Source organism: Pseudomonas guariconensis, from assembly GCF_040822035.1.
Classification (GTDB): Bacteria; Pseudomonadota; Gammaproteobacteria; order Pseudomonadales; family Pseudomonadaceae; genus Aquipseudomonas; species Aquipseudomonas guariconensis.
In genome coordinates this window covers 2,141,721-2,159,006 of the sequence record NZ_CP162012.1, presented here as the reverse complement: position 1 = coordinate 2,159,006, position 17,286 = coordinate 2,141,721, and the positions used below count along the sequence as shown (strand labels likewise).

The window sequence follows — 17,286 nt, the reverse complement described above, 5'->3', positions numbered from 1 at the left end:
TGTAACTCACAAGACACTTCAAGTTCGACGCCGCATCGCTGGATAGCTTGTTTTTTGTGGGTTCCAGATATTTGCCTGCATCGCCATGGCGAATAACAACGCTGGCTCATCAACCCGATAGAAAGTCAGGGGCGAAGTTTCCCCTGCAACTTTCCTTGCCGTTTGTAATTCACGGCGGGTGATGCAGGCGTTCGCCTGTACTCGGCGTTTGGAGAACTTTCGGAACCTCTAATGATTAAACGTGTCCCCTCGCAACTGTCATCTACCACTCGAACATTGACCTGGATGAACATCGCCATCCAGGCCACCTTGCCGTTGACCGTTGCTCTTACCTCCACCCACGCCGGTGCCGACAGTGACCGTCTGGAAGCACTCAGCACACAGCGCATGCCCTTGCCGGAGCTCAATTCCAACGGCGTGACCCGCGAGACGCTGGACAACCAGGACGAAGAACAGGCCCGCAAGGCCGCCAGCCTGGCCAGCGGCACCGCCAACTTCCTCACCTCGGACGTCAACAAGGGTGACGCAGCCGCGTCCATGGCCCGTGGCATGGCGGCCAGCGAAGTCAGCACCCAGACCCAGGAATGGCTGAGCCGCTTCGGCACCGCCCGCGTGCAGATCGACGTCGACGACAAGCTCTCCCTGGCCAGCTCCTCCCTCGACTTGCTGCTGCCGGTCCGGGACGAAGATAAACACCTGCTCTTCACCCAAGGCAGCATCCATCGCACCGACGACCGCAACCAGGCCAACCTGGGTGTGGGCGTGCGTCGTTTCAACGATGGCTACATGCTCGGCGCCAACACCTTCTTCGATCACGACCTCTCGCGCAGCCACTCGCGCCTGGGCGTGGGCGTTGAGTACTGGCGCGACTACCTCAAGCTCAGCGCCAACGGCTACCACCGCCTGAGCAGCTGGCGCACCTCGCCGGACCTGGACGACTACCAAGAGCGTCCAGCCAACGGCTGGGACGTGCGCGCCGAAGGCTGGCTGCCCTCCATGCCGCAGTTGGGCGGCAAGCTGACCTATGAGAAATACTACGGCAGCGAAGTCGGCCTGTTCGGCAAGGACAACCGCAAGAAAAACCCGCACGCCATCACCACCGGCGTCACCTACACCCCGATCCCCCTGCTCACCTTCAGCGCCGAGCAACGTCGGGGCAACGCCGGTGCCAGCGATACCCAGTTCGGCATGCAGTTCAACTGGAGCCTGGGCCAGAGCTGGAGCAAGCAGACCGACCCAAGCAAAGTCGCCGCCATGCGCACCCTGGCCGGCAGCCGCTACGACCTGGTCGAGCGCAACAACAACATCGTGCTCGAATACCGCAAGAAAGAAGTCATTCGTCTGAACGTTGCCCGCCAGCTGGCCGGGGCCAGTGGCGAACGCAAGTCCTTGCAAGTGACGGTGCAGAGCAAGTACGGCCTGGAGCGCATCGACTGGAGCGCCGCCACCTTGCTGCAGGCCGGTGGCAAGATCGAGCATCTGGGCGGCAGCGACTATCAACTGACCCTGCCCCAATACCGCACCGGTGCCCAGGCCGTGAACACCTACACCCTGCATGGCGTGGCCGTGGACAAACAAGGCAACCGCTCCAACCGCAGCGAAACACAAGTCACGGTCAACGCGCCGGTGTTCGATGCCGCGCGCAGCACCTTCCTGCCCACCGACAGCGTCGTGCCGACCAAAGGTGGCGTCCAGGTGGTGACCTTGACCGTGCGCGACGCCCAGGACGGCCTGATCGACGTGCCGCTGAGCGACCTGAGCCTGGCCGTGACCCGTGGCACCGCGAGCACCGGCGCCAAGGTCTCGGACTTCAGCCGTAAATCGGTCGGGGTGTACGAAGTGACCGTCACCGCCGGCACCCTGCCGGAGGCCCTGACCCTCACGCCGTCGGTCCAGAACACCGCCTTGGCTCAAGCCAACATCGCGATCATGGACCGGGTACCCGACGCCGGCACCTCCACTTTCAAGATCGCTCCCGACGAGATCGACACCAGCGGCACCACCGTGGCCACCCTCACCCTGACGGCCAACGATGCCGACGGCAATCCGGTCCCGGACATCGCCGATCAACTGACTTTCGCCATCAAGGATGCCGCAGGCACCTCGCCAGGCACCGGCATCACCCTCGGTCAAGTCACCGAAACCACCGCTGGCAGCTATAGCGCACGCCTCTCCGGCACCAAGGCCGGTGTGTGGACCGTCACCCCGCAGTTCAAAGGCAACGCCCTCGGTACCCTCAAAGGCACCGTGACGCTGACTGCCGGCCCCATCGCGGCAGCACGCTCGACCCTCACCGCCGCGCCAAACAAAATCATCGCCGGCGGCGGCGCCATCTCGGTCCTGACGCTGACCGCCAAGGACGCCGAAGACAACCCGATCTCCGACATCGCCAGCAAACTGTCTTTCAGCGTGAAGAACGACAGCGGCGCGGATGCAGGCTCCGACGTCACCGTCACCGCCTTGACCGAATCCGCGCCAGGCGTCTACCAGGCGAACCTGAGCGGGACCAAAGCCGACACCTGGACAGTAACGCCGCTCTTTGAAAGTGCCGCCCTGGACCTCGAAGAGAAGGTAATCGTGGAGCCGGGCGCAGTGGACGTCGGCAAATCGGTTTTCACTGCCAACCCACTCTCCGTCGTGGTAGGGACTGGCGAATCCGACCTTAAACTGGAGGCCAAAGATGCCCAGGGCAATCCTGTTTCCGGCATCGCGGCAAACCTGAGCTTCGATGTGCGCGACAGCTTCGGCACACCGGCGGGTTCCGAAGTGACCATCACCCGTCTGCAGGAAACCACCCCAGGCATTTACACCGCCAAGCTCAGCGGCACCAAGGCCGAAGTCTGGACCGTGACCCCACAGCTCGAAGGCAGCGCCTTGAGCGGCTTGGCCACCGACGTGACCTTGGTTGCCGGTACCTTGGACACTTCCCTGTCCAAATTCACCGCCGCACCAAACCCTATCGTTGCCAACGGCGGCGACAGCTCGCAGCTCACTCTCAGCGCCAAGGACGCCAAGAACAACCCGATCTCTGGCCTGGCAACCAAGCTCACCTTCACCGTGAAGAACGACCATGGCCAGGAGGCCGGCACAGCCGTCACCATCGAGAACCTGAGCGAGTCCGCGCCAGGCACCTATACCGCGACCCTCAAAGGCAGCAAGGCCGACACTTGGACCGTGGCGCTCATCCTCGACGGCGCCGCCACCGGCATGAGCGAGAAAGTGATGCTGATCGCTGGCGTGGTGGACGCAGGCACCTCGACGATCGCCGCCGCCCCGGACACCATCACAGCGAATGGTTCCACCCCGTCCGAACTGACCTTCACTGCCAAGGACGCCAAAGGCAACCCGGTCACCGGTATCGTTGGCGACCTTGCCTTCAACGTAACTGACAGCGCTGGCGGTGCGGCGGGTAGCGACGTGACCGTGGAACCCCTCAAGGAAACCACCCCGGGTACGTACACCGCGACGCTCAAAGGGAGCAAGGCCGATGTCTGGACCGTCACCCCACAGCTCAAGGGCAGCGCCATCGGTAGCCTCGCAGCCAAGGTGACCCTGACGCCCGATGCACCGGACGCCAGCCGGTCGAGCTTTGCCGCCGCACCGACCCCCATCGAAGCCAGCGGCAGCGCTTACTCGGTTCTGACATTCACCGCCATGGACGCCAAGGACAACCCGGTCACCAAGAGTGCCGACAAAGTGACCTTCAGCGTGAAGGACAGCAGCGGCGGCGATGCTGGCTCTGATATCACTGTCACCGAGGTGAAAGAAACCTCACCGGGCGTGTACGAAGCGAAGCTGAGCGGGACCAAGGTCGATACCTGGACCGTAAGGCCAGTGTTCGAGGGTGCCGCTGTCGGCAGCCTGAGCGAAACCGTGACTCTGATAGCCGGCCCGGTCGCACCGGGTACGTCGAGCTTCACCGCCAATCCACCCCGCGTCCTCGCTGGCAGCGGAAACACCAGCAAACTGACGTTCACTGCCCAGGACGCGCACAACAACCCGGTCACCGGCCTCGCGAGCAAGCTGAAGTTCATTGTCGAAGGCACTGCCGGCACACCAGCGCCAGGAGATGTCGATGTCAGCGCGATCACGGAAATCGGCACCACCGGTGTGTACGAGGCATCGTTGGGTGGCACGCTGGTAGACACCTTTACCGTGACGCCACAGGCTGATTCGGTGGACCTGACTGCTCTGGCGCAGCCTGTCGAATTGTACTCGGCTGCACCGCCAGCAGAGGCTCACTCTGATATCAAGGTAAGCAAGGACAAAATCCTTTCGGATGGTGTCGATCAGAGCAAGATCACCTTCACCGTGGCGGACGATGCCGACCGCCCTGTCAGTGGTATTGCGGATAAAATCACCCTTGTGGCAGTAGATAACGGCGGCACCCCAGAAACCAATATCCAATTCGGTGACATTACTGAAGAAGGAACTTCAGGTGTCTATACCTCTTGGGTGTCGGGTGATGTGGCTGGCAAATTCAAGGGGCAATACAGGGTCGTTCCACGTATCGAGGGTAAACAGTGGCGTATAGCTGCGCCGTTCGAATTGCTCGGTATCGAGTTTGCCAGCGCGACCAATGCCAATGGCACGATTCTTCCGTTCCCGAAAAACATCGGCTTCCCAAGCTCATCTTTCTTAAACGCAGAATTCACTTTGACGCTCTCGGAGAATGTCGACCCTAATGACTACGAATGGACATCTAGTGTGGATTGGCTGGCCCCTCAAGGAGCAGGCCGCTTCAAGTTCATTTCCGAAGCGCCCAAAGGTAGGACGAGTGTGACACTCAAGGCCAAGCGAAAGGGCAGCAACTTCGAGCCAACATATACCTTCGACAAGAAATATTGGTTCTATATAGGCGAAAACAATGTACCAATTACACCTGACGAGGTTCAGTCTCAGTGCGCCGCGAAAGGAATGATATACGTACCAATACTGTTGTATGCAATAGGTGATAGTGCCCTGTCAAGGCAAAACGGCTTGCTCCCAGAATGGGATGAAGTGCGACCCGATGATTACTTCATATTAAAGGACCCCCTATATGATACCTGGAGCCGTGTACCAGGAACAAAATACAACGCCTCGCCTGACGATCCCAAAGATCTGACCAAACCGAGCCGCCTCCTTTGTGTTTACTAAATTGATCCTATAGAACAAGCCCCGGTTTTTACCGGGGCTTTTTATTTGATCAGCAAAAGACCAGGAGTATCCCCGCTATTTAACGCACGATCTTTCTACCCCTCTCCCCTGCTCAATCGGCACCCGCCGAGCCAGATGATCGGCCGCGATGAAACCAAACGTCATCGCCGGCCCGATGGTCGACCCTGGCCCTGGGTAGGTCTTGCCCATCAACGCCGCGCTGGTATTGCCGATGGCATATAACCCTTCGATCACCGCCCCGTCCGCGCGCAACACGCGGGCGTCGGCGTCGGTGCGCAGGCCGCCTTTGGTGCCCAGCTCGCCGGCATCGATGCGCAGGGCATAGAACGGCCCCCGTTCCACCGGTCCCAGGCACGGGTTGGGCCGGCAGTTGCTGTCGCCGTAATAGCGGTCGAACAGGCTGTCGCCCTTGCCGAACTGGGTGTCCACGCCCTGGGCCGCCATCTGGTTGAAACGCTGCACGCTCTGCTCCAGCCCCGCCGCGCTCACGCCGATCTTGCCCGCCAACGCCGCCAGGCTGTCGGCGCGGTAGATGACGTTGTCCAGCCAGCCCTCGGGGATCTTGCTGTCCGGCTGCACCGAGCCAGGCAGCAACACGCCACAGGGGTAGCGCTTGCGGTATTCGGCATCGAAAATCAGCCAGGCCGGCACGTTGGCGCCGGTGCGCGCCTGGTCGGCGTACATGGCGTAGATGATGTCCGGGTACGGCGCGGCCTCGTTGACGAAGCGCTCGCCCCGGCCATTGACCAAGATGCACCGCGGAAACGCCCGCTCGACGAACAGCGCCCGCTGCTTCTCCTCGCCCGGCACCCGCACGGTGGGTGCGCCCCACACGTGGTCCATCAGCGCCACGTCCGCCCCCTGCGCGAGGCCTGCGCGGATGCCGTCGCCCGTGTTGATCGGCGGCGCGGCTGTCCATTCGGCGCGGGTCGGGCTGGGCAGGTACTGCTCGCGCATTGGTTGGTCGGCTTCGAAGCCGCCGCACCCGAGGATCACTCCAAACGCCGCGCGCACGTTCAACGGCTGGCCCTGACGCTCGACCACCAACCCCGTCACCTTGCCCCCGTGGCTCAACAGCCTGCGCATCGGTGCTTGCAGCCACAACTCGATCTGCCGCGCCTGCATCGCCACGCGCAGGCTGGCGACCAGGGCGTTGCCCAGGGTCAAGCGCCGATCACGCCGCGTGCGCCGGCGCCAGGCAAAGTCGGCCATGTATTTGAGGCCCAGGCGCGCGGTGAGCCACAGCCAGCCGGGCTCCTTGGCCAGAATGGTGTGGGCCTCGACCTGAGTCATGGCGATGCGCCCGGCGATCAAGGTCCCAGGCGACGGCGCGCGCAGACGCTGGAATTCATCCCCCAGGCGCGCCGCATCGAAGCTCGCCGGCTCCATGGTGCGGTAGCCGGGCTTGCCGCCCTCGCGTTCGGGGTAGTAGTCCGGGTAGCGCTTCACGGCGCGAAAGTACGTCTGCGCCTGGGCGGCCAGGTAGCCGACCATGCGCGGGCCATGCTCCAGATAAGCCTCGATGCGCGCTGGATCGTAGTCCTCGCCGACCGTGGCACGCAGGTAGGCCCGGGCCTCTTCGCGCGAATCATTGCCACCGAGCCCTTCGATCTGGTCGTTACAGGGGATCCAGATCCCGCCCCCGGAGATGGCGGTGGTGCCGCCGTACTCGGCGGCCTTCTCAACCATCAATACCGACAGCCCCTGGTCGTGGGCCCGTAGCGCCGCAGTCATGGCCCCAGCGCCTGAACCGACCACGACCACGTCGTAGACGGCGTCCCAGTGCACAGCCTGCTGATTGTCATTGTTCATCGATGCACCTCCCCGCTGGCGGCCGCTGGCCGCGATTCCATGGAGATCGCACTATGTCACATATTTTTATTTGTGAGCCATTGCGATGACACAAAAACTTGCAGCCGTGCCATTAAGTGCGACAATCGCCGCCACTTCCAATAATCACAGAAGGTTCCGCCATGACCCGACAACTGCGCTGGGGCGATGCCAGCCGTATGGACAGTGCCGAGCAAGGGCGCCAGCAGATCCTCGAATGCGCCCTGGCGGCGATGAGCGAGATGGGCCCGGAGGGGTTTGCCATCGACGACGTGGCGCGCCGGGCGAATATTTCCCGACGCACGCTCTACCGCTACTTCGCCACCAAGCAGGCACTGGTACAGGCGGTGATCAGCAGCGAGAACGCCGGATTCTTCAGTGCCATGCAGGAGCAGTTGGTCAGCTTCGAGGACGACTTCGAGCGCTACCTGGAGGAATGCCTGTGCTTTGCCGTGCGCTACCGCGACCAGCACCGGGGTGGGTTTCACCAGGGCTACCTGGCCAAGGCGGCCAGCCCCGAGGTGTTCGCCTACATCCTTGAGGACATCGCGCCGTTGTGGCAGCAAGTGCTGGCAGGCCCCTTCGAGCGGCACGTGCAGCGCCACGGCGCCAGCGTCAGCCTGGACGACAGCATCGCCCTGATCAGCCGGCTATGCCTGGCCTACTGCCTGGTGCCCGAGGCGCCCGAGCAGATCCGCAAGCAATTGCGCCTGCTGCACCACATCGGTACCTGAGCCCGTCAGGGCAACAGGCGCATGGAACTGGGCACCGGCATGTAGCACGGCTGGTAATTGGGCTGGCAGTAGTAGGCCATGCTCAGCGGCATGGGCAAGGGGCGTGTGACCGCGGCCACATAGGCGGCGGCGAAGGCACACACGATCAGGGTCAGGCAAAATCTTGTTGTTGTTTTCATGGCCATGCCTCTATGCGCGAGGGAGACGTTGTGAAGCCAGACTAGAAGCGACGTTCTCGGCCCGCCTCGTCCAAACGGACGAGGCGGATCAATTTCACGACAGCGCCCGACGGATGTCCGCCGCAGCCCCCTGCAACGCTCGGGCGGCCGCCTCGACGAACGGCGCCAGGCTGACGAAGCCATGCACCATGCCGTCGCAGCGCTGCAAACGCACCGCCACCCCGGCCGCCTGCAGGCGCTCGGCGAAGGCCTCGCCCTCATCGCGCAGCGGGTCGTACTCGGCGGTCAGCAGCGTGGTGGCCGGCAGGCCCTGCAAATCGTCATCGCGCAGCGGCGAGGCCAAGGGGTCGGCGCCCTGCTCCGGGCGCTCCAGGTACTGCGCCCAGAACCATCCCATCATTGCCCGCGACAACAGGTAGCCCTCGGCGAAGTCGCGATAGGACGCGCTGTCGCACGCCGCGTCCGTCACCGGGTAGAACAGGCATTGGTGACGGATCGCCGGGCCCTGGCGCTCCCGGGCCAGCCGGCTCACGGCAATGGCCAGGTTGCCGCCGGCGCTGTCCCCGGCCACCGCCAGGCGGCGGGCGTCCACCCCCAGCGCATCGGCCTGCTCGACCAACCAGCACGTGGCGGCGTAGCAGTCCTCGGGCGCCGCCGGGAAGCGCGCCTCCGGCGCCAGGCGATAGCCCACCGACACCACCACCGCGCGGGTCTCAAGGGCCAGGGCGCGGCACAGGTTGTCGTGAGTGTCGAGGGTGCCGATGACAAAGCCGCCGCCATGGAAGAACACCAGCAGCGGCAAGTCCTCCCGGGCCACCGGGCGGTACAGGCGCGCCGGCAGCAGGCCCGCCGCCCCGGCCACTTGGAGGTCGCGCACTTCGGCCATGTCCGCCCCCGGCAGCGGCGGCATCAGGTTGTCGGCGTGCAGGCGGTATTGCACGGCATCGAGGGTGGCGTAGTCCGGTTCGCCCTGGGCGGTGAAACCCTGGAGCACGGCGGCCAGCTGGTTATCGAGGGGCATGGCGCTCTCCTTGAACGTTGCGAGGTAGGCATGCACGCCAGTAGATCGGCACCGTCGATAGCGGCCATCGTCCGTTCAGACGATGACCGATGCGTCACGCGCGGCAGAATCACTCGGGTGCATCAGTACCGCCAACCGAGCTGCCAGTGACCAAGGTGGCGTGGTACGGCCGGCGGCCCCAACAAAGACCGGAGAACAACAACATGAGCACGCTGCACCGTATCGAAGCCAAACTGCTGGAGGACCGCTACGCGCGCGGCTGGCATTGCCTGGGCCTGGCGGCGCAATACCGTGATGGCAAGGCGCACCGCCTGGATGTCTTCGGCACCCGCCTGGTGGCCTTCCAGGGCGAGGACGGCCAGCTCAACATCCTCGACGGCTATTGCCCACACATGGGCGCTGACCTGAGCACCGGCTGCATCGAAGGCAACGCCATCCGCTGCCCCTTCCACAGCTGGCGCTGGAACGCCGACGGCGTGTGCGACGACATCCCCTACGCCAAGCGCATTCCTCCACGGGCGAAGATCAAGCGCTGGCCGATCATGGAGCAGAACCATCTGCTGTTCGTGTGGAACGATCCCGAAGGCAACCCGCCGATCGCCGAGCAGGCTATCCCACGCATCGACGCCTGTTTCGACGACGCCTGGGCCCACTGGGAAATCGCCGACTTGAAGATCGACACCAACTGCCGCGAACTGATCGACAACGTCGCCGACATGGCGCACTTCGGCAGCGTGCATGGCGCACCGGTCGATGAATTCAGCAACGTTTTCGAGGGCCACACCGCCGCCCAGATCATGCGGGCGCGCAGCGAGCGGTTGTCCGGTGACAGCGAGCTGACCACCGTGGCCACCTACTATGGCCCGGCCTACCAGATCACGGAAATGACCGGTGCCATGGGCGGGCAGCCGATCCACTCGATCCTGCTCAATTGCCACGTACCGATCGACCTGAACAGTTTCACCCTGCGCTATGGCGTGCTGGTCAAGAAAATCCCAGGACTGTCCGAGGAGGAAAACCAGGCCATCGCCAAGGCCTACGTCAAGCAGGCCCAGGAAGCCTTCTACGAGGATGTGGCCATCTGGCACACCAAGACCCGCGTCGACAACCCGCTGCTGTGCGACGGCGACGGCCCGGTGTATCAGTTGCGTCGCTGGTACGAGCAGTTTTACACCGACGTCGCCTTGCTGGCCGATGAGACCCGCGACTGCAAGCAATTCGTCGTGCGCAGCCGCGAGCGCGCTTGACCGTTACACCGCCTGGCACAACCTGGCAACCGCCCGAACGGGCGGCTGTCGGGCCCCCGCAACAGGACATTGCGCGCGGACAAGGGCTGCCTATATGCTCGCGGCGCCAATGCTAATAATAAGAAGCGGTAACCACCGATGCAGACTCTCAGTTTCGAAGACTTCAGCGAGCTGGTCGGCCAGCTCTACGAGGGCCCGCTGGAATCCATCCCCTGGGTCACCTTTCTCAATCAGCTCAACAGCCTGCTGCACAGCAAGTACGTCACTTTCATCCTGCGCCCGCCCAGCACCCAGGTCGACGGCTTGATGGTCAGCACCACCGGCACCTCCAGCGACGCCACCGCGTCCTACAACAAACACTTCTTCGCCTTGGACCCGTTCGTCGGGCTGCCCAACCGGGAAGTGGTGGCCCTGGCCGACTTCATGCCCGAGGCCGAGCTCAAGCAGTCGGAGTTCTTCCTCAATTTCCTGGAGCCGGTGGATGTGTTTCACATCCTGGGGGTGGACATCAACACCAACGACGGCGCCCAGTGCCGCCTGCGTATCAGCCGCGGGCGTGACGATGCGCCCTTCGTCGAATCGGAAAAACACCTGCTGGCGCGGTTCATCCCGCACCTGGAACGTTCGATCAAGCTGCACATGCAGCTCAACCGCATCGAGACTGAACGCAACCTGTATGCCGGCGCCGTGGACCAGATGGCCGTGGGCACGATCATCCTCGACGACACCGGCAAGGTGCTGCAGACCAACCAGGTGGCCGAGCGCCTGCTGCAGGAAAAGGACGGCATCAAGCAGGTCAATGATGGGTTGCAGGTCGGCAGCGCCCGGGATACCCAGGAGTTTCGTCGCCTGGTGCGCCAGGCCATGCTCTCGCAGAAGGGCAACCTGGCGTCGGTGGTCGAGGCCATGCGCGTCAAGCGCCCCTCCGGGCGTGCCGACCTGGGCATCATCGTGCGTTCAGTACCGCTGTCGGCCTGGAGCGAGGGCAAACAATGCCCGACCGTGGTCATTTTCATCAGCGACCCGGAGCAGCAATCCTCGGCGCCCCAGGAGATCGTCCGCGCCCTGTTCGACTTCACCCCGGCCGAAACCCAGTTGGCGATGCTGCTGGCCAACGGCCTGACCCTCGACGAAGCCTCCGAGGAACTGGGCATCAGCCGCAATACCTCGCGTGCGCACCTGCGCTCGACCTTCTCCAAGACCGGCGTCACACGCCAGACCATGCTCGTGCGGTTGATCCTGCGCAGCGTCGCCACCTTGGGCTGAAGCCCCGCCCTACCCCCCTGCCTGGCCATCGTCCGCTCGGACGATGGCAGGTGCCGGCTGGCAGCGCACAGTAGCCCTGTCGCTTTCCGTCGCCAGAGGCCCCGCCATGCGCCAGAGCCCAACCATCCTCAAGACCGAGCTGCTGGCCCAGAGCAGCCACTTCCAGATCGAAGCCCTGCACCTGCGCTTTAGCAATGGCCAGCATCGCGTCTACGAGCGCCTGCGTGGTACCGGCTACCGCTCGGTGCTGCTGGTGGCCATGCCGGATCCGCAGCATGTGCTGATGGTGCGCGAGTATGCGGTGGGGGTCGAAGGCACCATCCTCGGCTTGCCCAAGGGCGGTGCCGATACCGGTGAGGGCTATTTGGAGGCGGCGCAGCGTGAGTTGGGTGAGGAAGTCGGCCTGCGGGCCGGTCGGCTGACCGAGCTGGGTGAGCTGACCTTGGCGCCGGGGCATCTGTGTCACCGTTGTCGGGTGGTGCTGGCTGAGCAGCTGAGTCCTTGCAGCAATGACGGTGGGGATGAGCCGGAGCCTTTGGAGTGTTTGGCGGTGGCTTTGGCGGACGTTCCTAAGCTGGTGGCCACGGGTGAGCTGCATGAGGCTCGGGCTATTGCAGCGTTGTTCATGGCGATGGGGGTGATTGCGCAGCGGGGGTGAGTTGGGCTTTCAGGTTGTGTGGATATCCGGTTTTAGCGGTGGCGCCACCGGCGCTTTTCGCCTTTACGGCGACCTACTTTTGCTCTTGGGCAAAAGTAGGCAAAAACCGCTGGCTCACACATCCGGCCCGGCGCTTCGCACCGGGTCCCCTCGCTGCGGTGTCTTACGGGGCTTCGCGGCCTCCGGCTGGCTACGCCAGCCTCCATCTCGCGACTTCGGCTACGCCGAAGGGCGCTGCGCGCCTGCCCCTCCAGACACCTCCTCTCGGCCTTCTGAGGTCGCGATCGGTGGTGGCTGAACCGTCGCGCATCAAAAGCAACGGCAAGGGCAAGAGCAAGGGCAACGGCAACGGCAACGGCAACGGCAACGGCAACGGCAACGGCAAACAAGCTGATTATTTGTTCTGGTCTGCGCTGGAGACTGTGGGAGCGGTGGTTCGGCGCTCAGGCGCCGACCTGACGGTCGGCGCAAATGCTTGGGGGTGCTGGCGCAGTTGCGCTGGGCTGCAAAGCAGCCCTTTGGGGTTTCAGGTTGGCAGGAGGTTGCGGGCGCGGGAGAGGGTCAGGGCGAGGTCTTCGATCATGTCTTCTTGTCCTCCCACGGTGCCGCGGCGGCCTAGCTCTACCAGCAGGTCGCGGGCGGGGATGCCGTACTTGAGCTCGGCGCGCTTGGCAAACAGTAGGAAGGAGCTGTACACACCGGCGTAACCGAGTGTCAGGGCGTCGCGGTCCAGGCGGATGGGCTGGTCCATCATCGGCACCACGAGGTCTTCGGCCACGTCCATGATGCGGTACAGGTCCACGCCGCTGTTCACGCCCATACGCTCGAGTACGGCGACGAACACTTCCAGCGGGGTGTTGCCGGCACCGGCACCCAGGCCGGCCACGGAGCCGTCGATACGCACCGCGCCGGCTTCGATCGCGGCCAGGGAGTTGGCAATCGCCATGCCCAGGTTGTGGTGGCCGTGGAAGCCCACCTCGGTTTTCGCCTCCAGCCCTTGGCGCAATACGCCGATCTTCTCGCTGACTTCATCGGGCAGCATGTAGCCGGCCGAGTCGGTGCAGTAGATGCAGTTGGCGCCGTAGCTTTGCATCAGGCGCGCTTGCTCCAGCAGCTTCTCGGCGCTGACCATGTGCGCCATCATCAAGAAGCCCACGGTGTCCAGGCCCATCTTCGCCGCCATGCCGATGTGCTGCCCGGAGACGTCCGCCTCGGTGCAGTGGGTGGCCACGCGGATGGTCGAGACGCCGTGCTCGTGGGCCATCTTCAGATGATCCAGAGTGCCGATGCCTGGCAGCAGCAAGGCCGAGACCTTGGCCTGCTTGAGCTTGGGGATCACCGCGCTGAAGTACTCCTCATCGCTGTGCGCCGGGAAGCCATAGTTCAACGAGGCCCCACCCAGGCCATCGCCGTGGGTGATTTCGATCAGCGGCACGCCGGCGGCGTCCAGGCCGGTGGCCACATCGACCATCTGCTTGAGGCTGATCTGGTGGCGCTTGGCATGCATGCCGTCACGCAGGCTCATGTCGTGCAACAGCACGTTCTTACCTTGAAGGTTCATCACCACCTCTCCTCAGCGGGCTGGCAATTGCAGGGTGCCCTTGTGGGCTTCTTCGGCGAACATCTCGGCGGTGCGCAGGCCGGCGGCGGTCATGATGTCCAGGTTGCCGGCCGACTTGGGCAGAAAGTCCCCCAAGCCTTGCACCTCGATGAAGATCGATACCTTGTTGCCGTCGAACACCGGGCCGTTGACTAGCTTGTAGCCGGGCACGTAACGCTGGACCTCTTCGACCATGCTCAGCACCGACGCGCGGATGGCGTCCTGGTCGGGGGTGTCGTCGGTCAGGCAATGGATGGTGTCGCGCATCATCAGCGGCGGCTCGGCCGGGTTGATGACGATGATCGCCTTGCCGCGACGGGCGCCACCGATACTTTCCACCGCGCCTGCGGTGGTGCGGGTGAACTCGTCGATGTTCTGGCGGGTACCGGGGCCCACGGAGCTGGACGACACGGTGGCGACGATCTCGCCATAGGCCACTGGCTGCACCCGCGACACTGCCGCCACCATCGGGATGGTCGCCTGGCCGCCGCAGGTGACCATGTTGACGTTCATCGCGAGCTTGGCCGCGTGCTCCTTGAGGTTGACCGGCGGTACGCAGAACGGGCCGATGGCCGCCGGGGTCAGGTCGACCATGATCACACCCAGCTCGTTGAGCTTGCTGCTGTTGTGCGCATGCACGTAGGCCGAGGTGGCGTCGAAGGCGATGCGGATGTCATCGTCCAGCACATGGGGCAGCAGGCCGTCGAGGCCGTCGGCGGTGGTCTTCACCCCCATCGCCCGGGCACGCTTGAGGCCTTCGGACTCCGGGTCCACGCCCACCATCCACACCGGCTCGATCCACTGCGAGCGGCACATTTTCATCAGCAGGTCGGTGCCGATGTTTCCCGGGCCGATAATGGCCGCTTTTAGTTTCTGGCTCATGGGCCTTGCTCCTCGATCAGGCTCGGAAGGACACCTGGGCACTGCCCAGGCCGTCGATGGTCAGGGAAAAGCGGTCGCCTGCCCGCACCGGCTCCAGCGGCACCAGCGAGCCGGAGAGGATCACTTCGCCCGCCTTGAAGGGGATGCCGAAGGCGCCGAGGGTGTTGGCCAGCCAGGCGACCGCGGTCAACGGGTTGCCCTGCACCGCCGAGCCCAGGCCCTCGCTCAGCAGCTCGCCGTTCTTGAACACGCGCATGTGCAGCGCCGGCAGGTCGAGTTCGCGCGGGTCGACGCGTTCCTGGCCGAGCACGAACACGCCGCACGAGGCGTTGTCGGCCACGGTGTCCTGAATGCGGATGCGCCAGTCATGGATGCGTGAGTCGACGATCTCGAAGCACGGCGTAACGTAATCGGTGGCCGCCAGCACATCGGCCTCGGTCACTCCCGGGCCGATCAGGTCGTGCTTGAGCACGAAGGCGATCTCGCCCTCGGCGCGCGGCTGGATCAGGCGGTTCCCGGCGAGCGAGATGTCGGCGCCATTGTCGAAGGCCATACCCCGGGTGATGAAGCCGAAGTCCGGCTGGTGCACATCGAGCATGCGCTGCACGGCAGCCGAGGTGACGCCGATCTTCTTGCCGACGATGCGATCGCCCGCCGCCACCCGGCGTTCGATGCAGTGCAGGGAAATGTGGTAGGCGTCTTCGATGCTGATCTGGGGCCAGCGCTCGGTCAGCGGGGCCAGGGTCTGGCCGTCGCACAGGGCCTGGTAGAGTTCGTCGCCGTGCTGGCGGCGCAGTTCGAGGCTCATGCTCGGCCCTCCGCGAGGAACGCCAGGCATTCGCGGTTGAACAGCTCACGGTGCTCGACCATCACCCAATGGCCACACTCGCTCAGCAGCACGAAGCGGATGCGCTGGCAGGCCAGCATCAGGGTGTTGGCCCCGGACACCGGACAGAACTTGTCGTTCATGCCCCAGAAGCCGAGGATTGGGCAAGCTAGCTGCGACAGCTGTTCGGCCATGTTCGGCACCTCCATGGTCGAGAGCACGCACGGGGGCTGCTCAGCGACCACCGCGACGCGCTCGGCGACGGTGTCATCGTCGATCAGCGAGGGGTCGAACAGTTGCAGGCCCAGCAGGCGCCTCATGCCGGCAGCGTCGCGCAGCTCGCCACTGGCAAAGGCCGCGGCCATGCGCTGGATGCCTTCCATCTGTAGGTAGTACTGGGCCTTGTCCATCAACCCGCCGGGGGCCATCAGCACCAGGCGCGCCACCCGCTGCGGCTGGCGCAGGGCGATGGCAATGGCGATGGCGCCGCCCAGGGAGTTGCCGACCAGGGTGCAGCGCTGGATGTCCAGCGCGTCGAGCAGCCCCAGCAACGCCTCGACGAAGAAGTCCAGGGTGTAGGCGGTCTGCGGTTTGTCCGAGGCGCCGTAGCCCGGCAGGTCCGGCACGATGGCGCGGTAGCCGGCGGCGGCGAATTGCGGGTAGTTGCGCTTGAAGTTGCTGTGGCCGCTGGCGCCCGGACCGCTGCCATGGATGAACACCACCGCCTCGCCCGTGCCGACGTCCTGATAGTGCAGTTGCAGGCCATCCGCCAACCTGACCTTGTGCCCTTGCGCTGCTGCGCCCATGGGGAAACCTCCCGGCTTGTTGTTGTACCGGGATTATTCAGAGCGGCCAGGGCATACGGCATCGTCCAACAAGACTACAAGCGGCGCCCCTAGTCCCTTTGGACGTTGGCCGCACGGCAATGGCTGCCTAGCATCGAGGCAACCTTCCGACAGACAAGACAAGGCATTTCCATGCATGACCCATTGGATTTTCGCGGCAAAGTGGTTCTGGTCACAGGTGGTGCCAAGGGCGTGGGCCGCGGTATCACCCGCCGCTTCCTGGAGTGCGGTGCGAACGTGGTGATCTGCGGCCGCCAGGCACCGGAGCGGCTGCCCAGCGGCAGCGGCAAGCAGGCGGTGTTCATGCAGTGCGACGTGCGTGACCTGGAGCAGCTTGAGCAATTGATCGGCAACGTGCTCAAGTTCTTCGGCCGCCTCGATGTGCTGGTCAACAACGCCGGCGGCGCGCCGTTCGCCGAAGCGGCCACGGCCTCGCCACGGTTTTCCGAGTCCATCGTGCGGCTCAACCTGCTGGCCCCGCTGAACCTGTGCCAGTTGGCCAACCGGGTGATGCAGGAGCAGGCCGAGGGCGGCGCCATCGTCAACATCTGCAGCGTCAGCGCCACCCGCCCCTCGCCCGGCACCGCCGCCTACGGCGCCGCCAAGGCCGGCTTGCTCAACCTGACCCGCTCGCTGGCGGTGGAGTGGGCGCCCAAGGTGCGGGTCAATGCGGTCACTGCCGGGTTGATCCTGACCGAACAGGCCGAACTGCATTATGGTGACGCCCAGCAACAGGCCCAGGTGGCCGCGACCGTGCCCTTGGGCCGCTTGGCCGAGCCGGACGACATCGGCGACACCTGCCTGTACCTGGCCTCGCCGCTCGCCCGCTATGTCAGCGGCGCCGACCTGATGGTGCACGGCGGCGGCGAACGCCCGGCTTTCCTCGATGCGGCGAAAAGCCAGTGACCTGGGCACAGCCAATGGCGCCGAGGACTTCCCGGTGTTCGCGGGTAAATCCGCTCTCGTAGACGCAGGCAAAGCCTGCGATGGGCTGCAAAGCAGCCCCATTTGCACCGACTCCACAGACCAGAACGCAGC

Annotated in this window: 13 protein-coding genes; 6 read left to right on the top strand and 7 right to left on the bottom strand. The window is 64.4% G+C overall.

Translation table 11 applies throughout. The features are described 5' to 3' along the window. The first annotated feature begins 285 nt into the window (after positions 1 to 285). A complete protein-coding gene (locus AB1N67_RS09925) occupies positions 286 to 5,139 on the top strand; it encodes an inverse autotransporter beta domain-containing protein (protein WP_367863765.1) in 4,854 nt (1,617 codons plus the stop codon). Between the two features lie 75 nt (positions 5,140 to 5,214). Here the strand turns inward: AB1N67_RS09925 and AB1N67_RS09920 are convergent, their stop codons facing one another. Then, the gene (locus AB1N67_RS09920) at positions 5,215 to 6,972 is read right to left on the bottom strand and encodes an FAD-binding protein (RefSeq protein WP_367863764.1); all 1,758 of its coding nucleotides are present in this window, start codon (positions 6,970 to 6,972) and stop codon (positions 5,215 to 5,217) included. 161 nt (positions 6,973 to 7,133) lie between these two features. On the opposite strand from AB1N67_RS09920, the gene AB1N67_RS09915 reads away from it, so the two are divergent. Further along, on the top strand, positions 7,134 to 7,724 hold the full coding sequence (locus AB1N67_RS09915) for a TetR/AcrR family transcriptional regulator (RefSeq protein WP_052352527.1): 591 nt from the start codon (positions 7,134 to 7,136) through the stop codon (positions 7,722 to 7,724). Between the two features lie 5 nt (positions 7,725 to 7,729). Here the strand turns inward: AB1N67_RS09915 and AB1N67_RS09910 are convergent, their stop codons facing one another. Then, positions 7,730 to 7,903 carry a hypothetical protein gene (locus tag AB1N67_RS09910; protein WP_167358108.1) on the bottom strand — a complete coding sequence of 58 codons (174 nt, stop codon included), beginning with the start codon at positions 7,901 to 7,903 and terminating at the stop codon, positions 7,730 to 7,732. A gap of 94 nt (positions 7,904 to 7,997) precedes the next feature. Beyond that, positions 7,998 to 8,924: an alpha/beta hydrolase gene (locus tag AB1N67_RS09905; RefSeq protein ID WP_197853678.1), complete on the bottom strand. Its 927-nt coding sequence runs from the start codon at positions 8,922 to 8,924 to the stop codon at positions 7,998 to 8,000. Positions 8,925 to 9,127: 203 nt separating this feature from the next. On the opposite strand from AB1N67_RS09905, the gene AB1N67_RS09900 reads away from it, so the two are divergent. From AB1N67_RS09900 to nudE, 3 genes are all read left to right on the top strand, one after another. Further along, positions 9,128 to 10,171, top strand: coding sequence for a Rieske 2Fe-2S domain-containing protein (locus AB1N67_RS09900; RefSeq protein ID WP_043215875.1), 1,044 nt, complete (start codon positions 9,128 to 9,130; stop codon positions 10,169 to 10,171). A 138-nt stretch (positions 10,172 to 10,309) separates the two neighbouring features. Then, on the top strand, positions 10,310 to 11,437 hold the full coding sequence (locus AB1N67_RS09895) for a helix-turn-helix transcriptional regulator (protein WP_367863763.1): 1,128 nt from the start codon (positions 10,310 to 10,312) through the stop codon (positions 11,435 to 11,437). A 106-nt stretch (positions 11,438 to 11,543) separates the two neighbouring features. After that, positions 11,544 to 12,095 carry an ADP compounds hydrolase NudE gene (gene nudE / locus AB1N67_RS09890; protein WP_336202186.1) on the top strand — a complete coding sequence of 184 codons (552 nt, stop codon included), beginning with the start codon at positions 11,544 to 11,546 and terminating at the stop codon, positions 12,093 to 12,095. A 526-nt stretch (positions 12,096 to 12,621) separates the two neighbouring features. Here nudE and dmpG read toward each other — a convergent pair. Genes dmpG through AB1N67_RS09870 form a run of 4 tightly spaced genes read right to left on the bottom strand, consistent with a single transcriptional unit; the run spans position 12,622 to position 16,209 of the window. After that, positions 12,622 to 13,656 carry a 4-hydroxy-2-oxovalerate aldolase gene (gene dmpG, locus AB1N67_RS09885; protein ID WP_043214688.1) on the bottom strand — a complete coding sequence of 345 codons (1,035 nt, stop codon included), beginning with the start codon at positions 13,654 to 13,656 and terminating at the stop codon, positions 12,622 to 12,624. 12 nt (positions 13,657 to 13,668) lie between these two features. Next, complete coding sequence (locus tag AB1N67_RS09880) at positions 13,669 to 14,577, bottom strand: acetaldehyde dehydrogenase (acetylating) (protein ID WP_367863762.1); 909 nt, start codon at positions 14,575 to 14,577, stop codon at positions 13,669 to 13,671. 16 nt (positions 14,578 to 14,593) lie between these two features. After that, complete coding sequence (locus AB1N67_RS09875) at positions 14,594 to 15,385, bottom strand: fumarylacetoacetate hydrolase family protein (RefSeq protein ID WP_043214685.1); 792 nt, start codon at positions 15,383 to 15,385, stop codon at positions 14,594 to 14,596. Next, the gene (locus AB1N67_RS09870) at positions 15,382 to 16,209 is read right to left on the bottom strand and encodes an alpha/beta fold hydrolase (protein ID WP_367863761.1); all 828 of its coding nucleotides are present in this window, start codon (positions 16,207 to 16,209) and stop codon (positions 15,382 to 15,384) included. Before AB1N67_RS09870 ends, AB1N67_RS09875 begins: the two co-directional genes overlap by 4 nt. Before the next feature lie 171 nt (positions 16,210 to 16,380). Here AB1N67_RS09870 and AB1N67_RS09865 point away from each other — a divergent pair, with 171 nt between their 5' ends. Then, entirely contained in the window at positions 16,381 to 17,154 is a 774-nt protein-coding gene (locus AB1N67_RS09865; RefSeq protein WP_367863760.1) for an SDR family oxidoreductase, read from the top strand. The last annotated feature ends 132 nt before the right edge of the window (positions 17,155 to 17,286 follow it).